This window comes from Streptomyces neyagawaensis, assembly GCF_023516595.1.
GTDB classification, from domain to species: Bacteria; Actinomycetota; Actinomycetes; order Streptomycetales; family Streptomycetaceae; genus Streptomyces; species Streptomyces neyagawaensis.
In genome coordinates this window covers 1-15,100 of the sequence record NZ_JAMGBG010000110.1, presented here as the reverse complement: position 1 = coordinate 15,100, position 15,100 = coordinate 1, and the positions used below count along the sequence as shown (strand labels likewise).

The 15,100-nt window shown below is 71.8% G+C and carries 11 protein-coding genes; 5 read left to right on the top strand and 6 right to left on the bottom strand.

Going from position 1 to position 15,100, the window contains the following annotated elements; translation table 11 throughout:
- The first annotated feature begins 510 nt into the window (after nucleotides 1-510).
- From M8J73_RS34110 to M8J73_RS34095, 4 genes are all read left to right on the top strand, one after another.
- The gene (locus M8J73_RS34110) at nucleotides 511-2,001 is read left to right on the top strand and encodes an ABC transporter substrate-binding protein (protein ID WP_055539519.1); all 1,491 of its coding nucleotides are present in this window, start codon (nucleotides 511-513) and stop codon (nucleotides 1,999-2,001) included.
- Entirely contained in the window at nucleotides 1,998-3,845 is a 1,848-nt protein-coding gene (locus M8J73_RS34105; RefSeq protein ID WP_249829468.1) for an ABC transporter permease subunit, read from the top strand. The genes M8J73_RS34110 and M8J73_RS34105 overlap by 4 nt, the downstream gene beginning before the upstream one ends.
- A 235-nt stretch (nucleotides 3,846-4,080) precedes the next feature.
- Complete coding sequence (locus M8J73_RS34100) at nucleotides 4,081-5,166, top strand: ABC transporter ATP-binding protein (protein ID WP_249829467.1); 1,086 nt, start codon at nucleotides 4,081-4,083, stop codon at nucleotides 5,164-5,166.
- Nucleotides 5,163-5,846: an ATP-binding cassette domain-containing protein gene (locus M8J73_RS34095; RefSeq protein ID WP_055538914.1), complete on the top strand. Its 684-nt coding sequence runs from the start codon at nucleotides 5,163-5,165 to the stop codon at nucleotides 5,844-5,846. Before M8J73_RS34100 ends, M8J73_RS34095 begins: the two co-directional genes overlap by 4 nt.
- Here the strand turns inward: M8J73_RS34095 and M8J73_RS34090 are convergent, their stop codons facing one another.
- Nucleotides 5,847-6,431, bottom strand: a complete 585-nt coding sequence (locus tag M8J73_RS34090; protein WP_055538915.1) for a TetR/AcrR family transcriptional regulator — start codon at nucleotides 6,429-6,431, stop codon at nucleotides 5,847-5,849.
- Nucleotides 6,432-6,568: 137 nt separating this feature from the next.
- Here M8J73_RS34090 and M8J73_RS34085 point away from each other — a divergent pair, with 137 nt between their 5' ends.
- The gene (locus tag M8J73_RS34085; RefSeq protein WP_055538916.1) at nucleotides 6,569-8,176 is read left to right on the top strand and encodes an MFS transporter; all 1,608 of its coding nucleotides are present in this window, start codon (nucleotides 6,569-6,571) and stop codon (nucleotides 8,174-8,176) included.
- Nucleotides 8,177-8,252: 76 nt separating this feature from the next.
- On the opposite strand, the gene serA is transcribed toward M8J73_RS34085, so the two are convergent.
- From serA to M8J73_RS34060, 5 genes are all read right to left on the bottom strand, one after another.
- Nucleotides 8,253-9,842: a phosphoglycerate dehydrogenase gene (gene serA / locus M8J73_RS34080; RefSeq protein WP_055538917.1), complete on the bottom strand. Its 1,590-nt coding sequence runs from the start codon at nucleotides 9,840-9,842 to the stop codon at nucleotides 8,253-8,255.
- Nucleotides 9,843-10,070: 228 nt separating this feature from the next.
- Nucleotides 10,071-11,072, bottom strand: coding sequence for a ketol-acid reductoisomerase (gene ilvC, locus M8J73_RS34075; RefSeq protein WP_055512707.1), 1,002 nt, complete (start codon nucleotides 11,070-11,072; stop codon nucleotides 10,071-10,073).
- 169 nt (nucleotides 11,073-11,241) lie between these two features.
- A complete protein-coding gene (ilvN, locus tag M8J73_RS34070; protein WP_055538918.1) occupies nucleotides 11,242-11,769 on the bottom strand; it encodes an acetolactate synthase small subunit in 528 nt (175 codons plus the stop codon).
- Between the two features lie 25 nt (nucleotides 11,770-11,794).
- Nucleotides 11,795-13,642, bottom strand: a complete 1,848-nt coding sequence (locus M8J73_RS34065; protein WP_107423970.1) for an acetolactate synthase large subunit — start codon at nucleotides 13,640-13,642, stop codon at nucleotides 11,795-11,797.
- A 246-nt stretch (nucleotides 13,643-13,888) separates the two neighbouring features.
- On the bottom strand, nucleotides 13,889-15,100 hold a 1,212-nt coding region (locus tag M8J73_RS34060), incomplete at its 5' end, for a putative bifunctional diguanylate cyclase/phosphodiesterase (protein WP_249829466.1).

Sequence of the window (15,100 nt, the reverse complement as noted above, 5' to 3'; positions counted from 1 at the left end):
CCCGCGCGGCCGTGGAGCCCGTGGAGCGCCCGGTTCAACTCGCGCAGAGGGCCGTCCGGCAGGTCGGGCGCCTTCCATCGCGGCATCGGGCAACTCCCCCGCAGTGTCAGAGATTGTCAGACGTCGTTCACGGCCCATGATGCGCCCGTCGGCCCGTTCTGTCATCGGCTGTGGAAGGTTGTGAGTGTTCATCAGGGTTCGTTCACGCCCCCTCGACGCCGTCGAAGCTGACCAGCAGGACCAGTCGACCGCCAGGAGGACGGAATGGACCAGATCAGCACCCGCATGCTCGTCCTGCTGGGCGTGGGCGCCTCACCACGTACGTAGCGTTCCACCACCCCGGCCTGGGGGTGGCCATCGGCGTGGGGGTGATCGTGATGGCCCTCCTCCATGAGCTGCTCGCGAAGTAGTCATGGCGGTGGCGCGAAAGCACGCTTCTGAAAATGATTGTCATCATGCTACGGTCTTGGCGCGTTCAACCTTTGACCACGCCTTTACTCGGAGTGTCCCGTGCGCGTCCCCGTCCGTCTTGTCCCCCTGACCGCGGTCACCGCGGCCTCCGCCCTGCTCACGGGCTGCTTCGCGTCGACGGGGGCCGACGGGGCCGCCGACGGCGAGGGCAGGCGGATCCGGGTCGCGCACATGCTGCCGCCCCGTTCGGGCCTGTCGCCGCTGTCCGACGACGCGTTCAAGCTGTCGCGCTGGTCGACCGCCGAGACCCTGGTGAAGCTGGACCCGGAGGGCGACGCGCGGCCCGCGCTCGCCACCGAGTGGAAGCGGTCGGGCAAGAGCTGGACGTTCACGATCCGGGAGGGCGTGACCTTCCACGACGGCACGAAGCTCACCGGTGACGCGGTCGTCAACTCCCTCACCCGCGCGGCCACGGCCTCCCCCAAGCCCCGCATCCTCGACGGCGTGGAGCTGACCGCGAAGGCCGACGGCGACACCGTCACCGTCACCACCGCCGTGGAGGACCCCCTGGTCCCCCAGCGCCTCAGCTCGCCCCAGCTGTCGATCCTCGCCGCGAAGGCGTACAAGGGGAAGACGGTGAACCCGGTCGGCGCGGGCACCGGCCCCTTCGAACTGACCAAGGTCAACGGCACCTCCTCCGCCGCCCTCGACCGCTACGACGACTACTGGGGCGACAAGGCCAAGGCACCCGGCATCGACGTGACGTTCGTACCGGACGGCACCGCCCGCGCCGCCGCCCTGCGCACCGGCGAGGCCGACATCGTCGAGGCGATCCCCGTCTCGCAGGCCGCCGTGCTCGACCAGGACCTGATCACCGAGGTCCCCATGCCGCGCACCAACACCCTCTACCTGAACACCGAGAAGGGCGTCTTCAAGGACGCCTCGCTGCGCGCCGCCGCCCGCGAGGCGATCGACGCCGAGTCGATCGTCAAGGGTGTCTACGAGGGACGCGCCGACGTGGCCGAGGGGCTGCTGGGGCCCGCGCTGCCCTGGGCCGCCGAACTGCGGTCGACAGTGAAGCGTGTCAAGGCCGGTGACCCGTCCGGGAAGTCGATCACCATCGGCACCTTCACCGACCGCGCCGAACTGCCCGAGGTCGCCGCCACCCTCCAGCAGCAGTTCCAGAAGGCCGGGTTCAAGGTGAAGCTCGACGTCCGCGAGTACGCCAACATCGAATCCGACGCGCTGGCGGGCGAGTTCGACGCGTTCATCCTCTCCCGGGCGACCGTCCTCGACTCCGGCGACCCGGCCGCCTACCTCTACAGCGACTTCGCCTCCGACGGCTCCTTCAACATCGCCCAGCTGGCGGACGACAAGGTCGACGCCGCCCTGAGGGAGGCGTCCGAGACCGCCGCCGGTGACGCCCGCCGCAAGGCCGTCATCGAGGCCGAGGCCGCCGTCCTCGGCACCGACGCAGCCGTGCCGATGCTCCACGAGCGCGTCATCCAGGGCGACGCGGCCGGTGTCGTGGGCGCGGCGCACGACCCGCGTGAACGCGAGCTGGTCACCGCCGCCACCTACGTCAAGTGAGGGAAACCGTAAGGAAGTCGGTCGGCCCCGCGGGGCTGACCCGCTTCGTGTGCCTGCTCGCCGTCCTGGCCGCCGTGGGCCTGCTGCCCTGGCTCTCCGGCCGGGACCCGGCGCTGACCGTGCTGCGCGCCCGGTCCGCCGAACAGGAGGCGACCCCCGAGGCGCTGGCCGCGATCCGCGACGACCTGGGCCTGGACGCCGGCCCCCTGTCCCTGCTCGGCCGGTGGGCGTCCGGGCTGCTGCGCGGCGACCTCGGCACGTCCTGGGTGTCCGGCACCGACGTGCTCCCCTCCGTGGTCTCCGGCCTCCAGGTCTCCCTCGGCCTCATGGGCGCCGCCTTCGCCGTCGCCGTGCTGCTGGCCGGCGCGCTGGTCGCCCCGGTGCTTCTACGGGGCCGGGGGACGGCCGGCGCGTTCGCCGCGATGCTCGCCGCCGTCCCCGAGTTCCTGCTGGCCACGGTGGCACTGCTGGTGTGCGGGGTGGGGCTGGGCCTGCTGCCGACCTCCGGCTGGGCGGGCCCCGAATACCTGGTCCTGCCCGCGATCGCCCTCGGTGTCCCGGCGGGCGGTCTGCTCGGCCGACTGGTCGCGGACGCGCTGCCCGCCGTGCTCGACGAACGCTGGGTGGAGCTGTGGCGGGGCGCGGGTGTCAGCCGGGCGCGGGTCTCGGCGGCGGCGCTGCGGCGCGTCCTGCCGCCGCTGGTCCCCCAGTTCGGCATGGCCGCCGTCGGGCTGACCGGCGGCGCGGTCGCCGTGGAGACGGTGTTCGCGGTGCCCGGGATCGGCCGTACGGCCCTCGGCGCGGCCAAGTCCCAGGACCTCCCCCTCCTCCAGGGCTCGATCCTCGCGCTCCTCGCGCTGGGCCTGGTCGCGGGCGCCCTCGCCGCCCTCGCCCGGCGCCGGCTCCTCGGCCCCGCCCTGCGCGACGCGGGCCTCACCCTCCCCGCCGCCCGCCCGGTCCGCACCCACCCGGCGGTGCCGCTGACCCTCGCGGTGCTCCTCCTGGTCACGATCGGCTGGGGGCTGCTGCGGGACCCGTACGCCGTGGACACCACCGCCCGGCTGCTGCCGCCGTCCTGGACGCACCCGCTCGGCACGGACGGGCTCGGCCGGGACGTCCTGGCCCGCCTCGGCCACGGCGCCGCCTCCACCGTCGGCACAGCGGCGGCGGTCTGCGCCCTGAGCCTGCTCGCCGCGCTGGCGCTCGGTTTCCTGCCCCGCGTGGCCGAGGGCGCGTCCGACATCGCCAACGCACTGCCCCCGGTGATCGCCGGCATCCTGGTCGCCGCCGCGGCGGGCCCCGGCACACGGGGCGCGGCCCTCGCCGTGGCCCTGATCTCCTGGCCCCCGTTGGCCGCGCACGCGGCGGCCCTGGTCCAGGAAGTTCGGGCGTCCACGTTCCTCACCGCCCAACGAGCCATCGGGGCCGACCCGTGGTGGATCCTCACCCGGCATGTCCTGCCCTCGGTGGCCGCCCCGGTCACCCGGCACGCGATACTCCGCCTCCCCGGCATCGCCCTCGCCCTCGCCTCGCTCGGCTTCCTCGGCCTGGGCGCCCAGCCGCCCACCCCCGAGTGGGGTCTGCTGCTCGACGAGTCCCGCGCCTACGTGGAACGCGCCCCATGGGCGGCCCTCGCCCCGGCGGTCGCCCTGGCCCTGCTGGCGGGCCTCGCGGTGTCGGGAGCGGCGTACACACAGGGGCGGGCGCGACGGCGCGGGAGCCGGAGGGCCGACCGGCGCCGGACGAACGAGACGAACCGCCCCCGGTACCCGCAGGCCCCCACGGACGACCGGGACGACCGGGACGGCAACGACGAGACCCTGGCAGGAGCCCGACATGCCTGACGCACCCCTCGCAGGCCCCACGCCCGGCCCGCGCCCCAACCCTCGGACGCCCCTGTCGCCCTCCGTACCTCCTGCACTGCACGCACGACCTGCACAGCTCACACCGCCGACACAGCCCGCACAGCCCGCACAGCCCGCACAGCCCGCACAGCCCGCACAGCCCGCACAGCCCGCACAGCCCGCACAGCCCGCACAGCCCGCACAGCCCGCACAGCCCGCACAGCCCGCACCGAGGGTGCCCGTCGCGCCGGCCGCGCCCGACGCCCTGCTCTCGGTGCGTGACCTGAGGGTCGCCTTCGGCGCCCTGGAGGTCGTCCGCGGGCTCTCCTTCGATGTCCGCCCCCGCGAGGTCCTCGCCCTGGTCGGCGAGTCCGGCGCGGGCAAGTCCCTCACCGCGCGGGCCCTGCTGGGCATGCTGCCGCGCGGCACGACGACGAGCGGGAGCGTACGGCTGCGGGACGAGCCGGGGTCGTACGCCGAGCTCGTGGGCGCCACCCGCCCGGCCCTCGCCGCCCTGCGCGGCCGCCGCATCGCCCTCGTCCCCCAGGACGCCCTGTCCGCCCTGTCCCCCGTGCACCCCGTCGGCGACCAACTCGCCGCGGCCGTACGGTCGGTGGCGGGCGTCTCCCGCTCACAGGCCCGGGCCCGGGCGGTCGCCGCCCTCGACCGGGTCGGCATCCCCGACGCCACGCGCAGGGCGCGGGCGTACCCCCACGAGTACTCCGGCGGGATGCGGCAGCGAGCCGTGATCGCCATGGCGACGATCAACGAACCGGACGTCGTCGTCGCCGACGAGCCCACCACCGCGCTCGACGCGGAGCTCCAGGACCAGGTGCTGCGGGTCCTCGGCGAGCAGCGCGAGGCGGTCGGCGCCGCGCTCGTGCTGGTCACACACGACCTGGGCGTGGTCCGCGACCACACCGACCGCGTCCTGGTCATGTACGCCGGCCGCCAGGTCGAACAGGGCCCGACGCACCGGGTACTGGACCGCCCGCGTGCCCCGTACACGGCGGGGCTGCTGGCCTCGCTGCCACCGGAGGACGGCCCGGCGGACGGCGCGGACGGCCCCGTGGGCGGCGCTCCGCGGCGCGGGGGTTCCGGCCGGCTCCGCCGGCTGCCCGCCATCCCCGGCTCGCCGCCCGCGCCCGACGCGCTGCCGCCCGGCTGCGCCTTCGCGCCCCGCTGCCCGCTCGTCGAGGACCGCTGCCACCGCGAGGAGCCCGGCCCCTGGACGGTCGGCGACGGCCATGAGGTGTCCTGCCACCGCTGGGACGAAGTGCCGTACCCGGCGACCGAGTTGTTCTTGGAGCGGCCCGCGTGAACCAGCCCACCGCCCTGCTCGACGTACGCGACCTGGTCGTCCGCTACGGCACGGTCACCGCCGTCGACCATGTCTCCTTCACCGTGGACGCGGGCGAGACCCTCGCCCTGAACGGCCCCTCCGGCTGCGGCAAGTCCTCCACCGTGGCCGCCGTGCTCCAGCTGCGCCGCCCCGACGGCGGCCGGGTCCGTTTCGAGGGCCGGGAGCTGACGACGCTCACCGAGCGCGAACTGCGTCCGCTGCGGCCCCGGATGCAGCCGGTCTTCCAGGACCCGTACGGCTCGCTCAGCCCCCGCCATCGTGTCCGGGACTCGGTCGCGGAGCCCCTGCGCGTCCAGGGCCGGTGGGACGCGACGGGCCCCGCGCGGGTCGCCGCGCTCCTCGACCGCGTCGGTCTCGACCCGGCCTACGGCGACCGCTTCCCGCACGAGCTGTCCGGCGGCCAGTGCCAGCGCGCCGGCATCGCCCGCGCCCTGGCCTCCGAGCCCCGGCTGCTCGTCCTCGACGAACCGGTCTCCGCCCTCGACCCGTCCGTCCGGGCCGGTGTCCTGAACCTCCTCGCCGACCTCCAGGACGACCTGGGACTCGCCTATCTGTTCATCTGTCACGACCGCGCAGTTGTACGGCACTTCGCGGACCGGGCGGTCGAGATGCGCGGGGGCCGGCTCGTGCCGGCGTAGTCACTCGCCCCGCGTCGCCGCGATGATCCGCAGGAGCCCCTCGGCGAGCTCGTCGGCCTCAGGGGCGCTCGGCGGGTCGAAGGTCCACTGGGCGATCAGCCCCGTCATCAGCGTCACCAGCAGCTTTCCGAGGGTGTCGACGTCCTTCTCCGTGACGTCCTCCTCCCGGCCGCCCATCAGCATCGGGATCAGACCGCGCCCCGCCTCGCGCTGCGCCAGCGCGAGATGGTCGCGGACCTCGGGCAGCTGGTCGCCCATGACGATGATCTCCATGCTGAGCCGCCACATCGAGCCCGGCTCCCGCATGGTGTCGATGACGTTCGCCCACACCTCCCGGAACCGGTCGACCGAACCGGGCTCGGTGCCGCTCGGCGCGCGCTCCCCCTCGTCGAAGGCCACGGAGACGTCGCCGACCAGCGATACATACGCCTGTGCGAGCAACGCGTCCTTCGAGCCGTAGTGGTAGCCGATCGACGCCAGGTTCGTCCCCGACTCCTTGACGATGTCGCGTGCCGTCGTCCGCACGAAGCCCTTGGCCAGCAGGCAGCGCTTGGCGCCTTCCAGCAGATCCTCACGGTGTCCCATGCGCCTCAGCGTAGCCGCGCCCTCATACGGCCGTCCCATACGCGCGTTTGGTTCGGCCGTTTGGGACGAGTGTTTTAAACAGACGTTCTAAACGTTTGTACTAGACGAGCGTATAAAACACTCGTACAGTCCCTCCCATGACGACGAATCCCCGGATCTCCCCGGCCGCGCCCCGGCGGGCCGGCCGCCGTGAATGGACCGCCCTCTGCGTCCTGATGCTGCCGCTGCTGCTGGTCTCGATGGACGTGTCCGTCCTGTACTTCGCGGTGCCGGAGATCAGCGCCGACCTGGAGCCGAGCGGCACCCAACAGCTGTGGATCTTCGACATCTACGCGTTCGTACTCGCCGGGCTGCTGATGACGATGGGCTCGCTGGGCGACCGCATCGGCCGCCGCCGGCTCCTGCTGATCGGCGCGGCGGCGTTCGGCGCGGCCTCGCTGGTCGCCGCATACGCCGACAGCGCCGAGACCCTGATCGCGGCACGTGCCGTCCTCGGCATCGGCGGCGCCACCCTCATGCCGTCGACGATGGCCCTGACCCGCACGATGTTCACCGACCCCGGCCAGCGGGCCACGGCCATCGGCATCTGGTCCGGTGTGATGACGGCGGGCGTCGCACTCGGATCCGTGCTGAGCGGGGTCCTCGTCGAGTTCTTCTGGTGGGGCTCGGTCTTCCTGGTCAACCTGCCCGCGATGGCTCTGCTCCTGCTGCTCGGCCCGGTGCTCCTGCCCGAGTGGAGGGAGCCCCGGCCCGGCCGCTTCGACCTGCTCAGTGTCCCGCTGTCGATGGCGGCGGTCCTGCCGGTCGTCTACGGCCTCAAGGAGATCCCCTCCGAGGGCTGGAACGTCCGATACGTGGTCAGCCTGACCGTCGGCCTCCTCTTCGCGGCCCTCTTCGTCCACCGCCAGCGCACGACGCCGTCCCCGATGATCTCCCCCGCCCTGTTCCGCGGCCCCGGCTTCACCCCGGCGGTCGCCCTCAACCTCCTCGCGGCCTTCGGCATGATGGGCTCGGCGTACTTCACCACCCAGTACCTCCAGTCCGTCCTCGGCAAGAGCGCACTGGAGGCCGCGCTGTGGGGGCTGTTGCCCTCCCTGCTCGTCGGGGTCGCCGCGCCGGTCGCCACGGCTCTCGTGCAGCGGGGCGTGAACCGGGCGTACGTGGTGGCGGCGGGCTTCACGACCGCCGCGTGCGGCTACGGTCTCCTCGCCGGCGCCGGACCGGACGACCTGTGGCTGGTGCTGGCCGGGGCCGGTGTGCTCGCCGCCGGCATCGTGACGGTGATGTCCCAGATGACCGACCTGGCGCTCGGCGCCGCCCCCGTCGAGCGGGCCGGTTCGGCCTCGTCCCTCCTGGAGACCGGGCAGGAGTTCGGCGGCGCCCTCGGTATGGCCGTCCTCGGCTCCGTCGGCACCGCCGTCTACCACCACGAGATCCCCGCGTCGGCGCCCGCTCCGGCCCGCGAGACCCTCGGGGGCGCGCTAGCCGTCGCCGAGCAGCTGCCCGGTGCCACGGGCGACGCCCTCGCGGCCGCGGCCCGCGCCGCCTTCACCACCGGTATGCAGGGCGCGGCGGTCGCGGGGGCCGCCGTCCTGCTGGGAGCCGCGGCGCTGGCGGCGGTCACCCTGCGAGGCGTACGGGCCAGGGACCACGAGCCGGTCCCCGACACCGCCGGGGAAGACCCCGCGGCCGCCGGGGACGACAGCGCGATCGGGCAGGACGCCGCCGACCCCGCGCGGACATGAGAAGGGCCGGGGCCCGACCACCCGAAGGTGGCCGGGCCCCGGCCGCGCACCGCGAGAAACTCGGACGAGGTTCGGCTCAGGCGAGGTTCACCGAGCGCGCCGAGGTCGCGCCGATCTCCTCGGCGACCTCGGAGAGCACGCTCTGCGACACCGTGTCGTCGACGGTGAGGACCGCGAGGGCCTCGCCACCGGCGGCGGAGCGGGCGACCTGCATGCCGGCGATGTTGATGCCGTGCTCGCCGAAGATCCGGCCGACGGTGCCGACGACACCGGGACGGTCCACGTACCGCAGGACGACCATGTGGTCCGCGAGCGCCAGGTCCACGTCGTACTCGCCGACGGCCACGATCTTCTGGTGGTGCTTCGGGCCGGCCAGGGTGCCGGACACCGAGACCTCCTCGCCGCTGCCGAGTGTGCCCCGCACGGTGACGACATTGCGGTGGTCCGGCGACTCGGAGCTGGTCGTCAGCCGTACCTCGACGCCCCGCTCCTGCGCGAACAGCGGCGCGTTCACGTACGACACCGTGTCGTCGACGACGTCCTCGAAGACGCCCTTCAGCGCGGACAGCTCCAGCACCTTCACATCGTGCTGGGTGATCTCGCCGTACACCTCGACGTCCAGACGGACCGCGACCTCACCGGCCAGCGCGGTGAAGATACGGCCGAGGCGCTCGGCCAGCGGCAGGCCCGGCTTGACGTCCTCGGCGATGACACCGCCCTGCACGTTCACCGCGTCCGGGACCAGCTCGCCGGCGAGGGCGAGACGCACGGAGCGGGCGACGGCGATACCGGCCTTCTCCTGCGCCTCGTCGGTGGAGGCGCCGAGGTGCGGGGTGCAGACGACCTCGTCCAGCTCGAACAGCGGGGAGTCGGTGCACGGCTCCTTGGCGTACACGTCGAGACCGGCGCCGGCGACGCGGCCCTCCTTGAGCGCCGAGTACAGCGCGGCCTCGTCGACGATCCCGCCACGTGCGGCGTTCACGATGCGCACCGACGGCTTGACCTTGTGCAGCGCCTCGGCGCCGATCAGGCCGACCGTCTCGGGGGTCTTCGGCAGGTGGACGGTGATGAAGTCGGAGACCTCCAGCAGCTCGTCCAGCGACAGGACCTTCACACCCATCTGCGCGGCGCGCGCCGGCTGCACGTACGGGTCGTAGGCGACGACCTTCATGCCGAACGCGGACATGCGCTGCGCGACGAGCGCGCCGATACGGCCGAGGCCGACCACACCGAGGGTCTTCTCGGCGAGCTCCACGCCCGTGTACTTGCTGCGCTTCCACTCGCCGTTCTTCAGCGCCGTGTTCGCCTGCGGGATGTGGCGGGCGGTGGCGAGGAGCAGACCGCAGGCCAGCTCGGCGGCGGTCACGATGTTCGAGGTGGGGGCGTTGACGACCATCACGCCGGCCTTGGTGGCGGCGGAGACGTCCACGTTGTCCAGGCCGACACCGGCTCGCGCGACGACCTTCAGCTTCTTGGCGGCGGCGATCGCCTCGGCGTCGACCTTGGTGGCCGAGCGGATGAGGATGGCGTCGACATCGGCGATGGCCGGGAGCAGTTCGGCTCGGTCCGCCCCGTTGGTGTGCCGGATCTCGAAGTCCGGGCCCAGCGCGTCGACGGTGGCGGGCGACAGCTCTTCAGCGATCAGTACGACTGGTTTCGAGCTCACGTGAGTCCTCACAAGTCCAATGCTGCGGACGGCCGTCCCGACGGCCGCAGGCGGTGGAGGGTGGTGGCCGCGTGGAAGACGCACGACGCTGTGGGCCTGACGCGTATGTAGTGCAGCAGTGTAGTGGCGCCGAAGGCGTCGTCCCACGCCACCGCGGAAAGGTCACCCGGACGTGAGAAGAGGCCGGCCGCGGCTCCGGGTGAACCCTCCGCGGCCGGCCCCATCGGATCAGGCCTCTTCGTCGTTGACCCAGCTCATCAGCTTGCGCAGCTCCTTGCCGGTGGTCTCCAGCAGGTGCTCCGAGTCCTGGGTCTTGTACTCGTTGTACTTCTTCAGACCGCCGTGGTACTCGTCCATCCAGGCCTGGGCGAAGGTGCCGTCCTGGATCTCGGCGAGGACCTTCTTCATCTCGGCCTTGGTGGCGTCGGTGATGATCCGCGGGCCGGTGACGTAGTCGCCCCACTCGGCGGTCTCGGAGATCGACCAGCGCATCTTCTCCAGGCCGCCCTCGTACATGAGGTCGACGATCAGCTTCAGCTCGTGCAGGCACTCGAAGTACGCGATCTCCGGCTGGTAGCCGGCCTCGGTCAGCGTCTCGAAGCCCGCCTTGACCAGCGCCGCGGTACCACCACAGAGGACGGCCTGCTCACCGAACAGGTCGGTCTCGGTCTCCTCGGTGAAGGTGGTCTTGATGACGCCGGCGCGGGTGCCGCCGATGCCCTTGGCGTACGACAGGGCCAGCGCGAAGGCGTTGCCGGTGGCGTCCTGCTCGACGGCGGCGATGCAGGGAACGCCGCGGCCCTCCTCGTACTGGCGGCGGACCAGGTGGCCCGGGCCCTTGGGGGCGACCATGCAGACGTCCACGCCGGCCGGGGGCTTGATGAAGCCGTAGCGGATGTTCAGGCCGTGGCCGAAGAACAGGGCGTCGCCGTCGTTCAGGTTCGGGGCGATGTGCTCCTCGTAGACCTGGGCCTGGATCGGGTCCGGGACGAGGATCATGATGACGTCGGCCTCGGCGGCGGCCTCCGACGGGCTCACCACGCGCAGGCCCTGCTCCTCGGCCTTCGCCTTGGACTTCGAGCCCTCGTGCAGACCCACGCGGACGTCGGCACCCGAGTCGCGCAGCGACAGGGCGTGGGCGTGGCCCTGGCTGCCGTAACCGATGACCGCGACCTTGCGGCCCTGGATGATGGACAGGTCGGCGTCAGCGTCGTAGAACAGCTCGGCCACTTTGGGTTCTCTCCTTGAGTGCAGGTGTTGCTTCCCACCGTATGACGGCGGGGCGAAGGGAAGTCTCGGGGTCTCGGCATACGGGCGGACGGCGTGTCACCGGCCGCCCGTGCCGTGGGTCAGGCAATCGTCCACCAGGCGTACGGCGCCTGGCGAGGCGTTCAAACCGTCAGGCCGACCGGTCCAGAGCGCGCAGCGACCGGTCGGTGATCGAACGGGCGCCGCGGCCGATCGCGATGGTGCCGGACTGGACCAGCTCCTTGATGCCGAACGGCTCCAGCATCTTCAGCATCGCGGACAGCTTGTCGCTGGACCCGGTGGCCTCGATGGTGACGGCCTCCGGGGAGACGTCGACGGTCTTGGCGCGGAACAGCTGGACGATCTCGACGATCTGGGAGCGCGTCTCGTTGTCGGCGCGCACCTTCACCAGAACGAGTTCGCGCTGGACGGCGGAGGCCGGCTCCAGCTCGACGATCTTCAGCACGTTGACGAGCTTGTTGAGCTGCTTGGTCACCTGCTCCAGCGGCAGTTCCTCGATCACGTTCACCACGATGGTGATGCGGGAGATCTCGGGGTGCTCGGTGACACCGACCGCGAGGGAGTCGATGTTGAAGCCGCGACGGGAGAACAGGGCGGCGATCCGGGCCAGGATGCCGGGGGTGTTCTCCACCAGGACGGAGAGCGTGTGCTTGGACATGGTCTGCTTCCTTTACCTACGGCTCTCAGTCGTCTTCGTTGTCGCCGAAGTCGGGGCGGACGTCCCGGGCGGCCATGATCTCGTCGTTGGACGTGCCGGCGGCGACCATCGGCCACACCATCGCGTCCTCGTGGACGATGAAGTCGATGACGACCGGGCGGTCGTTGATCGAGTTCGCCTCCTCGATGACCTTGTCGAGGTCGTCCGGGGACTCGCAGCGGATGGCGTAGCAGCCCATGGCCTCCGACAGCTTCACGAAGTCGGGGACGCGGGTGCCGCGGGCCTTCGGGTTGACGTCGTCCGGGCCCGAGTGGAGCACCGTGTTGGAGTAGCGCTGGTTGTAGAACAGCGTCTGCCACTGGCGGACCATGCCGAGGGCGCCGTTGTTGATGACCGCGACCTTGATCGGGATGCCGTTCAGGGCGCAGGTGGTGAGCTCCTGGTTGGTCATCTGGAAGCAGCCGTCGCCGTCGATCGCCCAGACGGTCCGGTCGGGCGCGCCGGCCTTGGCGCCCATGGCCGCCGGGACGGCGTAGCCCATCGTTCCGGCGCCGCCGGAGTTCAGCCAGGTGGCGGGCTTCTCGTACTGGATGAAGTGGGCGGCCCACATCTGGTGCTGGCCGACGCCCGCCGTGAAGATCGTCCCCTCGGGAGCGAGCCGGCCGATACGCTCGATGACCTGCTGCGGGGAGAGCGAGCCGTCGGAGGGCTGGTCGTAGCCCAGCGGGTAGGTCTCGCGCCAGCGGCTCAGGTCCTTCCACCAGGCGCTGTAGTCGCCCTGGTTGCCCTCGCTGTGCTCCTTCTGGACGGCCTGGATCAGGTCGGCGATGACCTCGCGGGCGTCACCGACGATCGGCACGTCGGCGGCGCGGTTCTTGCCGATCTCGGCCGGGTCGATGTCCGCGTGGACGATCTTGGCGTACGGGGCGAAGCTGTCCAGCTTGCCGGTGACGCGGTCGTCGAAGCGGGCGCCGAGGGCGACGATCAGGTCGGCCTTCTGCAGTCCGGTGACGGCGGCCACGGAGCCGTGCATGCCGGGCATGCCCAGGTGCTGCGGGTGGCTGTCGGGGAACGCGCCGAGCGCCATCAGCGTGGTGGTGACGGGCGCGCCGGTCAGCTCGGCGAGCACCTTCAGCTCGGCGGTCGCGCCGGCCTTGATGACACCGCCGCCGACGTACAGGACCGGCCGCTTGGCGGCGGCGATCAGCTTGGCGGCCTCACGGATCTGTTTGGCGTGCGGCTTGGTCACCGGGCGGTAGCCGGGCAGGTCCATGACCGGCGGCCAGCTGAAGGTCGTCCGCGCCTGCAGGATGTCCTTGGGGATGTCGACCAGGACCGGACCGGGGCGGCCGGTGGAGGCGATGTGGAAGGCCTGGGCGATGGCGCGCGGGATGTCCTCGGCCTTGGTGACGAGGAAGCTGTGCTTGGTGATCGGCATGGTGATGCCGACGATGTCCGCCTCCTGGAAGGCGTCCGTGCCGATCGCCTTGGAGACGACCTGTCCGGTGATCGCGACCAGCGGCACCGAGTCCATGTGCGCGTCAGCGATCGGGGTGACGAGGTTGGTGGCACCCGGCCCGGACGTCGCCATGCACACCCCGACCTTGCCGGTGGCCTGTGCGTAACCGGTGGCCGCGTGACCGGCGCCCTGCTCGTGGCGGACCAGCACGTGACGCACTCGCTTGGAGTCCATCATCGGGTCGTACGCCGGCAGGATGGTGCCGCCGGGAATGCCGAACACCGTGTCGGCCCCGACCTCCTCGAGAGAGCGGATGAGGGACTGCGCGCCCGTGACGTGTTCGACGGGGGCGGACTGTCCTCCGGATCGGGGCCGCGGCTGCGGATGGTGGGCCCCGGAGGCCTGCTCGGTCATCGGCATTCTCTTCTCGATGCTGAGGGTTTTTTGCGAAGTTCGTGCGGTGTGCGGCTTGCGCTGACTGGTGCCCGTGCAACAAAAAACCCCTCCTTGCCATGAGGCAAGCGAGGGGAGCGCGCCGGGTACGGTCGCTGGGGATTCCGGATCGTCCTCCGGTCGGTCCCAGCTTCAGCCGACGCGCTTTCCAAGTACGAGAATTCGGGTGCGCATGGCACTGACCCTCCCCCCGGCGCGCACCGTGTGTCAAGTGGGTGGGACAGGAGTCTCATTATGTGAGCGAAGGGCACTGCCGCCTCCGTAAACAGCGGGGACACCACTTGTGTACACCCCTGCCCCACCGCCCGCGAACGCGGGCTCGGCCGGTCCGGAGGGCACGGGGTAGTGGCCCAAGGACAGTGCCCGGCGCAGCCGGTATTCGTCCAGCGGTCCGGAGAAAGCGGCACCCTGGCCGTGTGTACAGCCCATCGTGCGCAGGGCGATGACCTGCTCGGGCAGATCCACTCCCTCGGCCACGGTCTGGAGCCCCAGGTCGCCCGCGATGCGCAGCAGTCCGCCGGTGATCGTGTGGAGCCGGGGAGACTCCACGACTCCTTCGACGAGACCGCGGTCCAGCTTCAGTACGTCGACGGGGAGGCGGCGCAGTGCCGTGATGGCGCCGTGGCCGCTGCCGAAGCCGTCCAGGGCGATCCGGACGCCGAGGCGCCTCAGCTGCTTCAGCCGGCGTTCCAGATCGTCCAGGGAGCCCTTCAGCTGGTCCGTGTCGGACAGCTCGATCACCAGGGAGCCGGAGGGCAGCCCATGCCGGGTCAGCAGTGTCTCGAGGGAGCCGGGGGGCAGGGAGCGGTCCAGCAGTCGCCGGGCACCCATACGGACGGAGACCGGCACGTTCAGGCCATTGTTGAGACGGCCGGCGGCCTGCTCGACGGCCTGCTCCAGCATCCATCGGCCCAGCTCGGCGGTCTTGTCGCTGTCCTCGGAGACCCGTAGGAATTCGGCCGGGGTGAACAGCACTCCCTGGGACGAGCGCCAGCGGGCCGCGGTCGCCACCGAGGCGATGCGGCCGGTGTCCAGCTCCACCACGGGCTGGTTCAGCAGCATGAACTCGCCGTCGTGCAGCGCGGCCCGCAGCCGGGTGGCCAGCTCGGCCTTGCGGACCACGTCCTGCTGCATCTGCGGCTGGTACAGCTCGACGCGGCCCTTGCCGGACGCCTTGGCGCGGTACATGGCGAGGTCGGCGTTGCGCAGCAGGTCGCCCGCTCCGAGGCCGGGCTCGGCGAAGGCGACGCCGATGGAGGCGGCCACCCGCACATCGTTGCCGTCGATGGAGTAGGGCTGGGACAGGGTGAGCCGCAGTCGGTCGGCCAGCTCGAAGATGTGCTGTTCCCTCGCGGCCCGGTCACGGGAGCCGTCCCCCACGATGAGGGCCGCGAACTCGTCACCGCCGAGGCGGGAGGC

Bases quoted from the DNA above. Each gene is read 5' to 3' on its own strand.
- M8J73_RS34090 (WP_055538915.1), bottom strand. From the start codon at position 6,431: ATGGGACACCGTGAGGATCTGCTGGAAGGCGCCAAGCGCTGCCTGCTG.
- ilvN (WP_055538918.1), bottom strand. From the start codon at position 11,769: ATGTCCAAGCACACGCTCTCCGTCCTGGTGGAGAACACCCCCGGCATC.
- M8J73_RS34065 (WP_107423970.1), bottom strand. From the start codon at position 13,642: ATGACCGAGCAGGCCTCCGGGGCCCACCATCCGCAGCCGCGGCCCCGA.
- M8J73_RS34085 (WP_055538916.1), top strand. From the start codon at position 6,569: ATGACGACGAATCCCCGGATCTCCCCGGCCGCGCCCCGGCGGGCCGGC.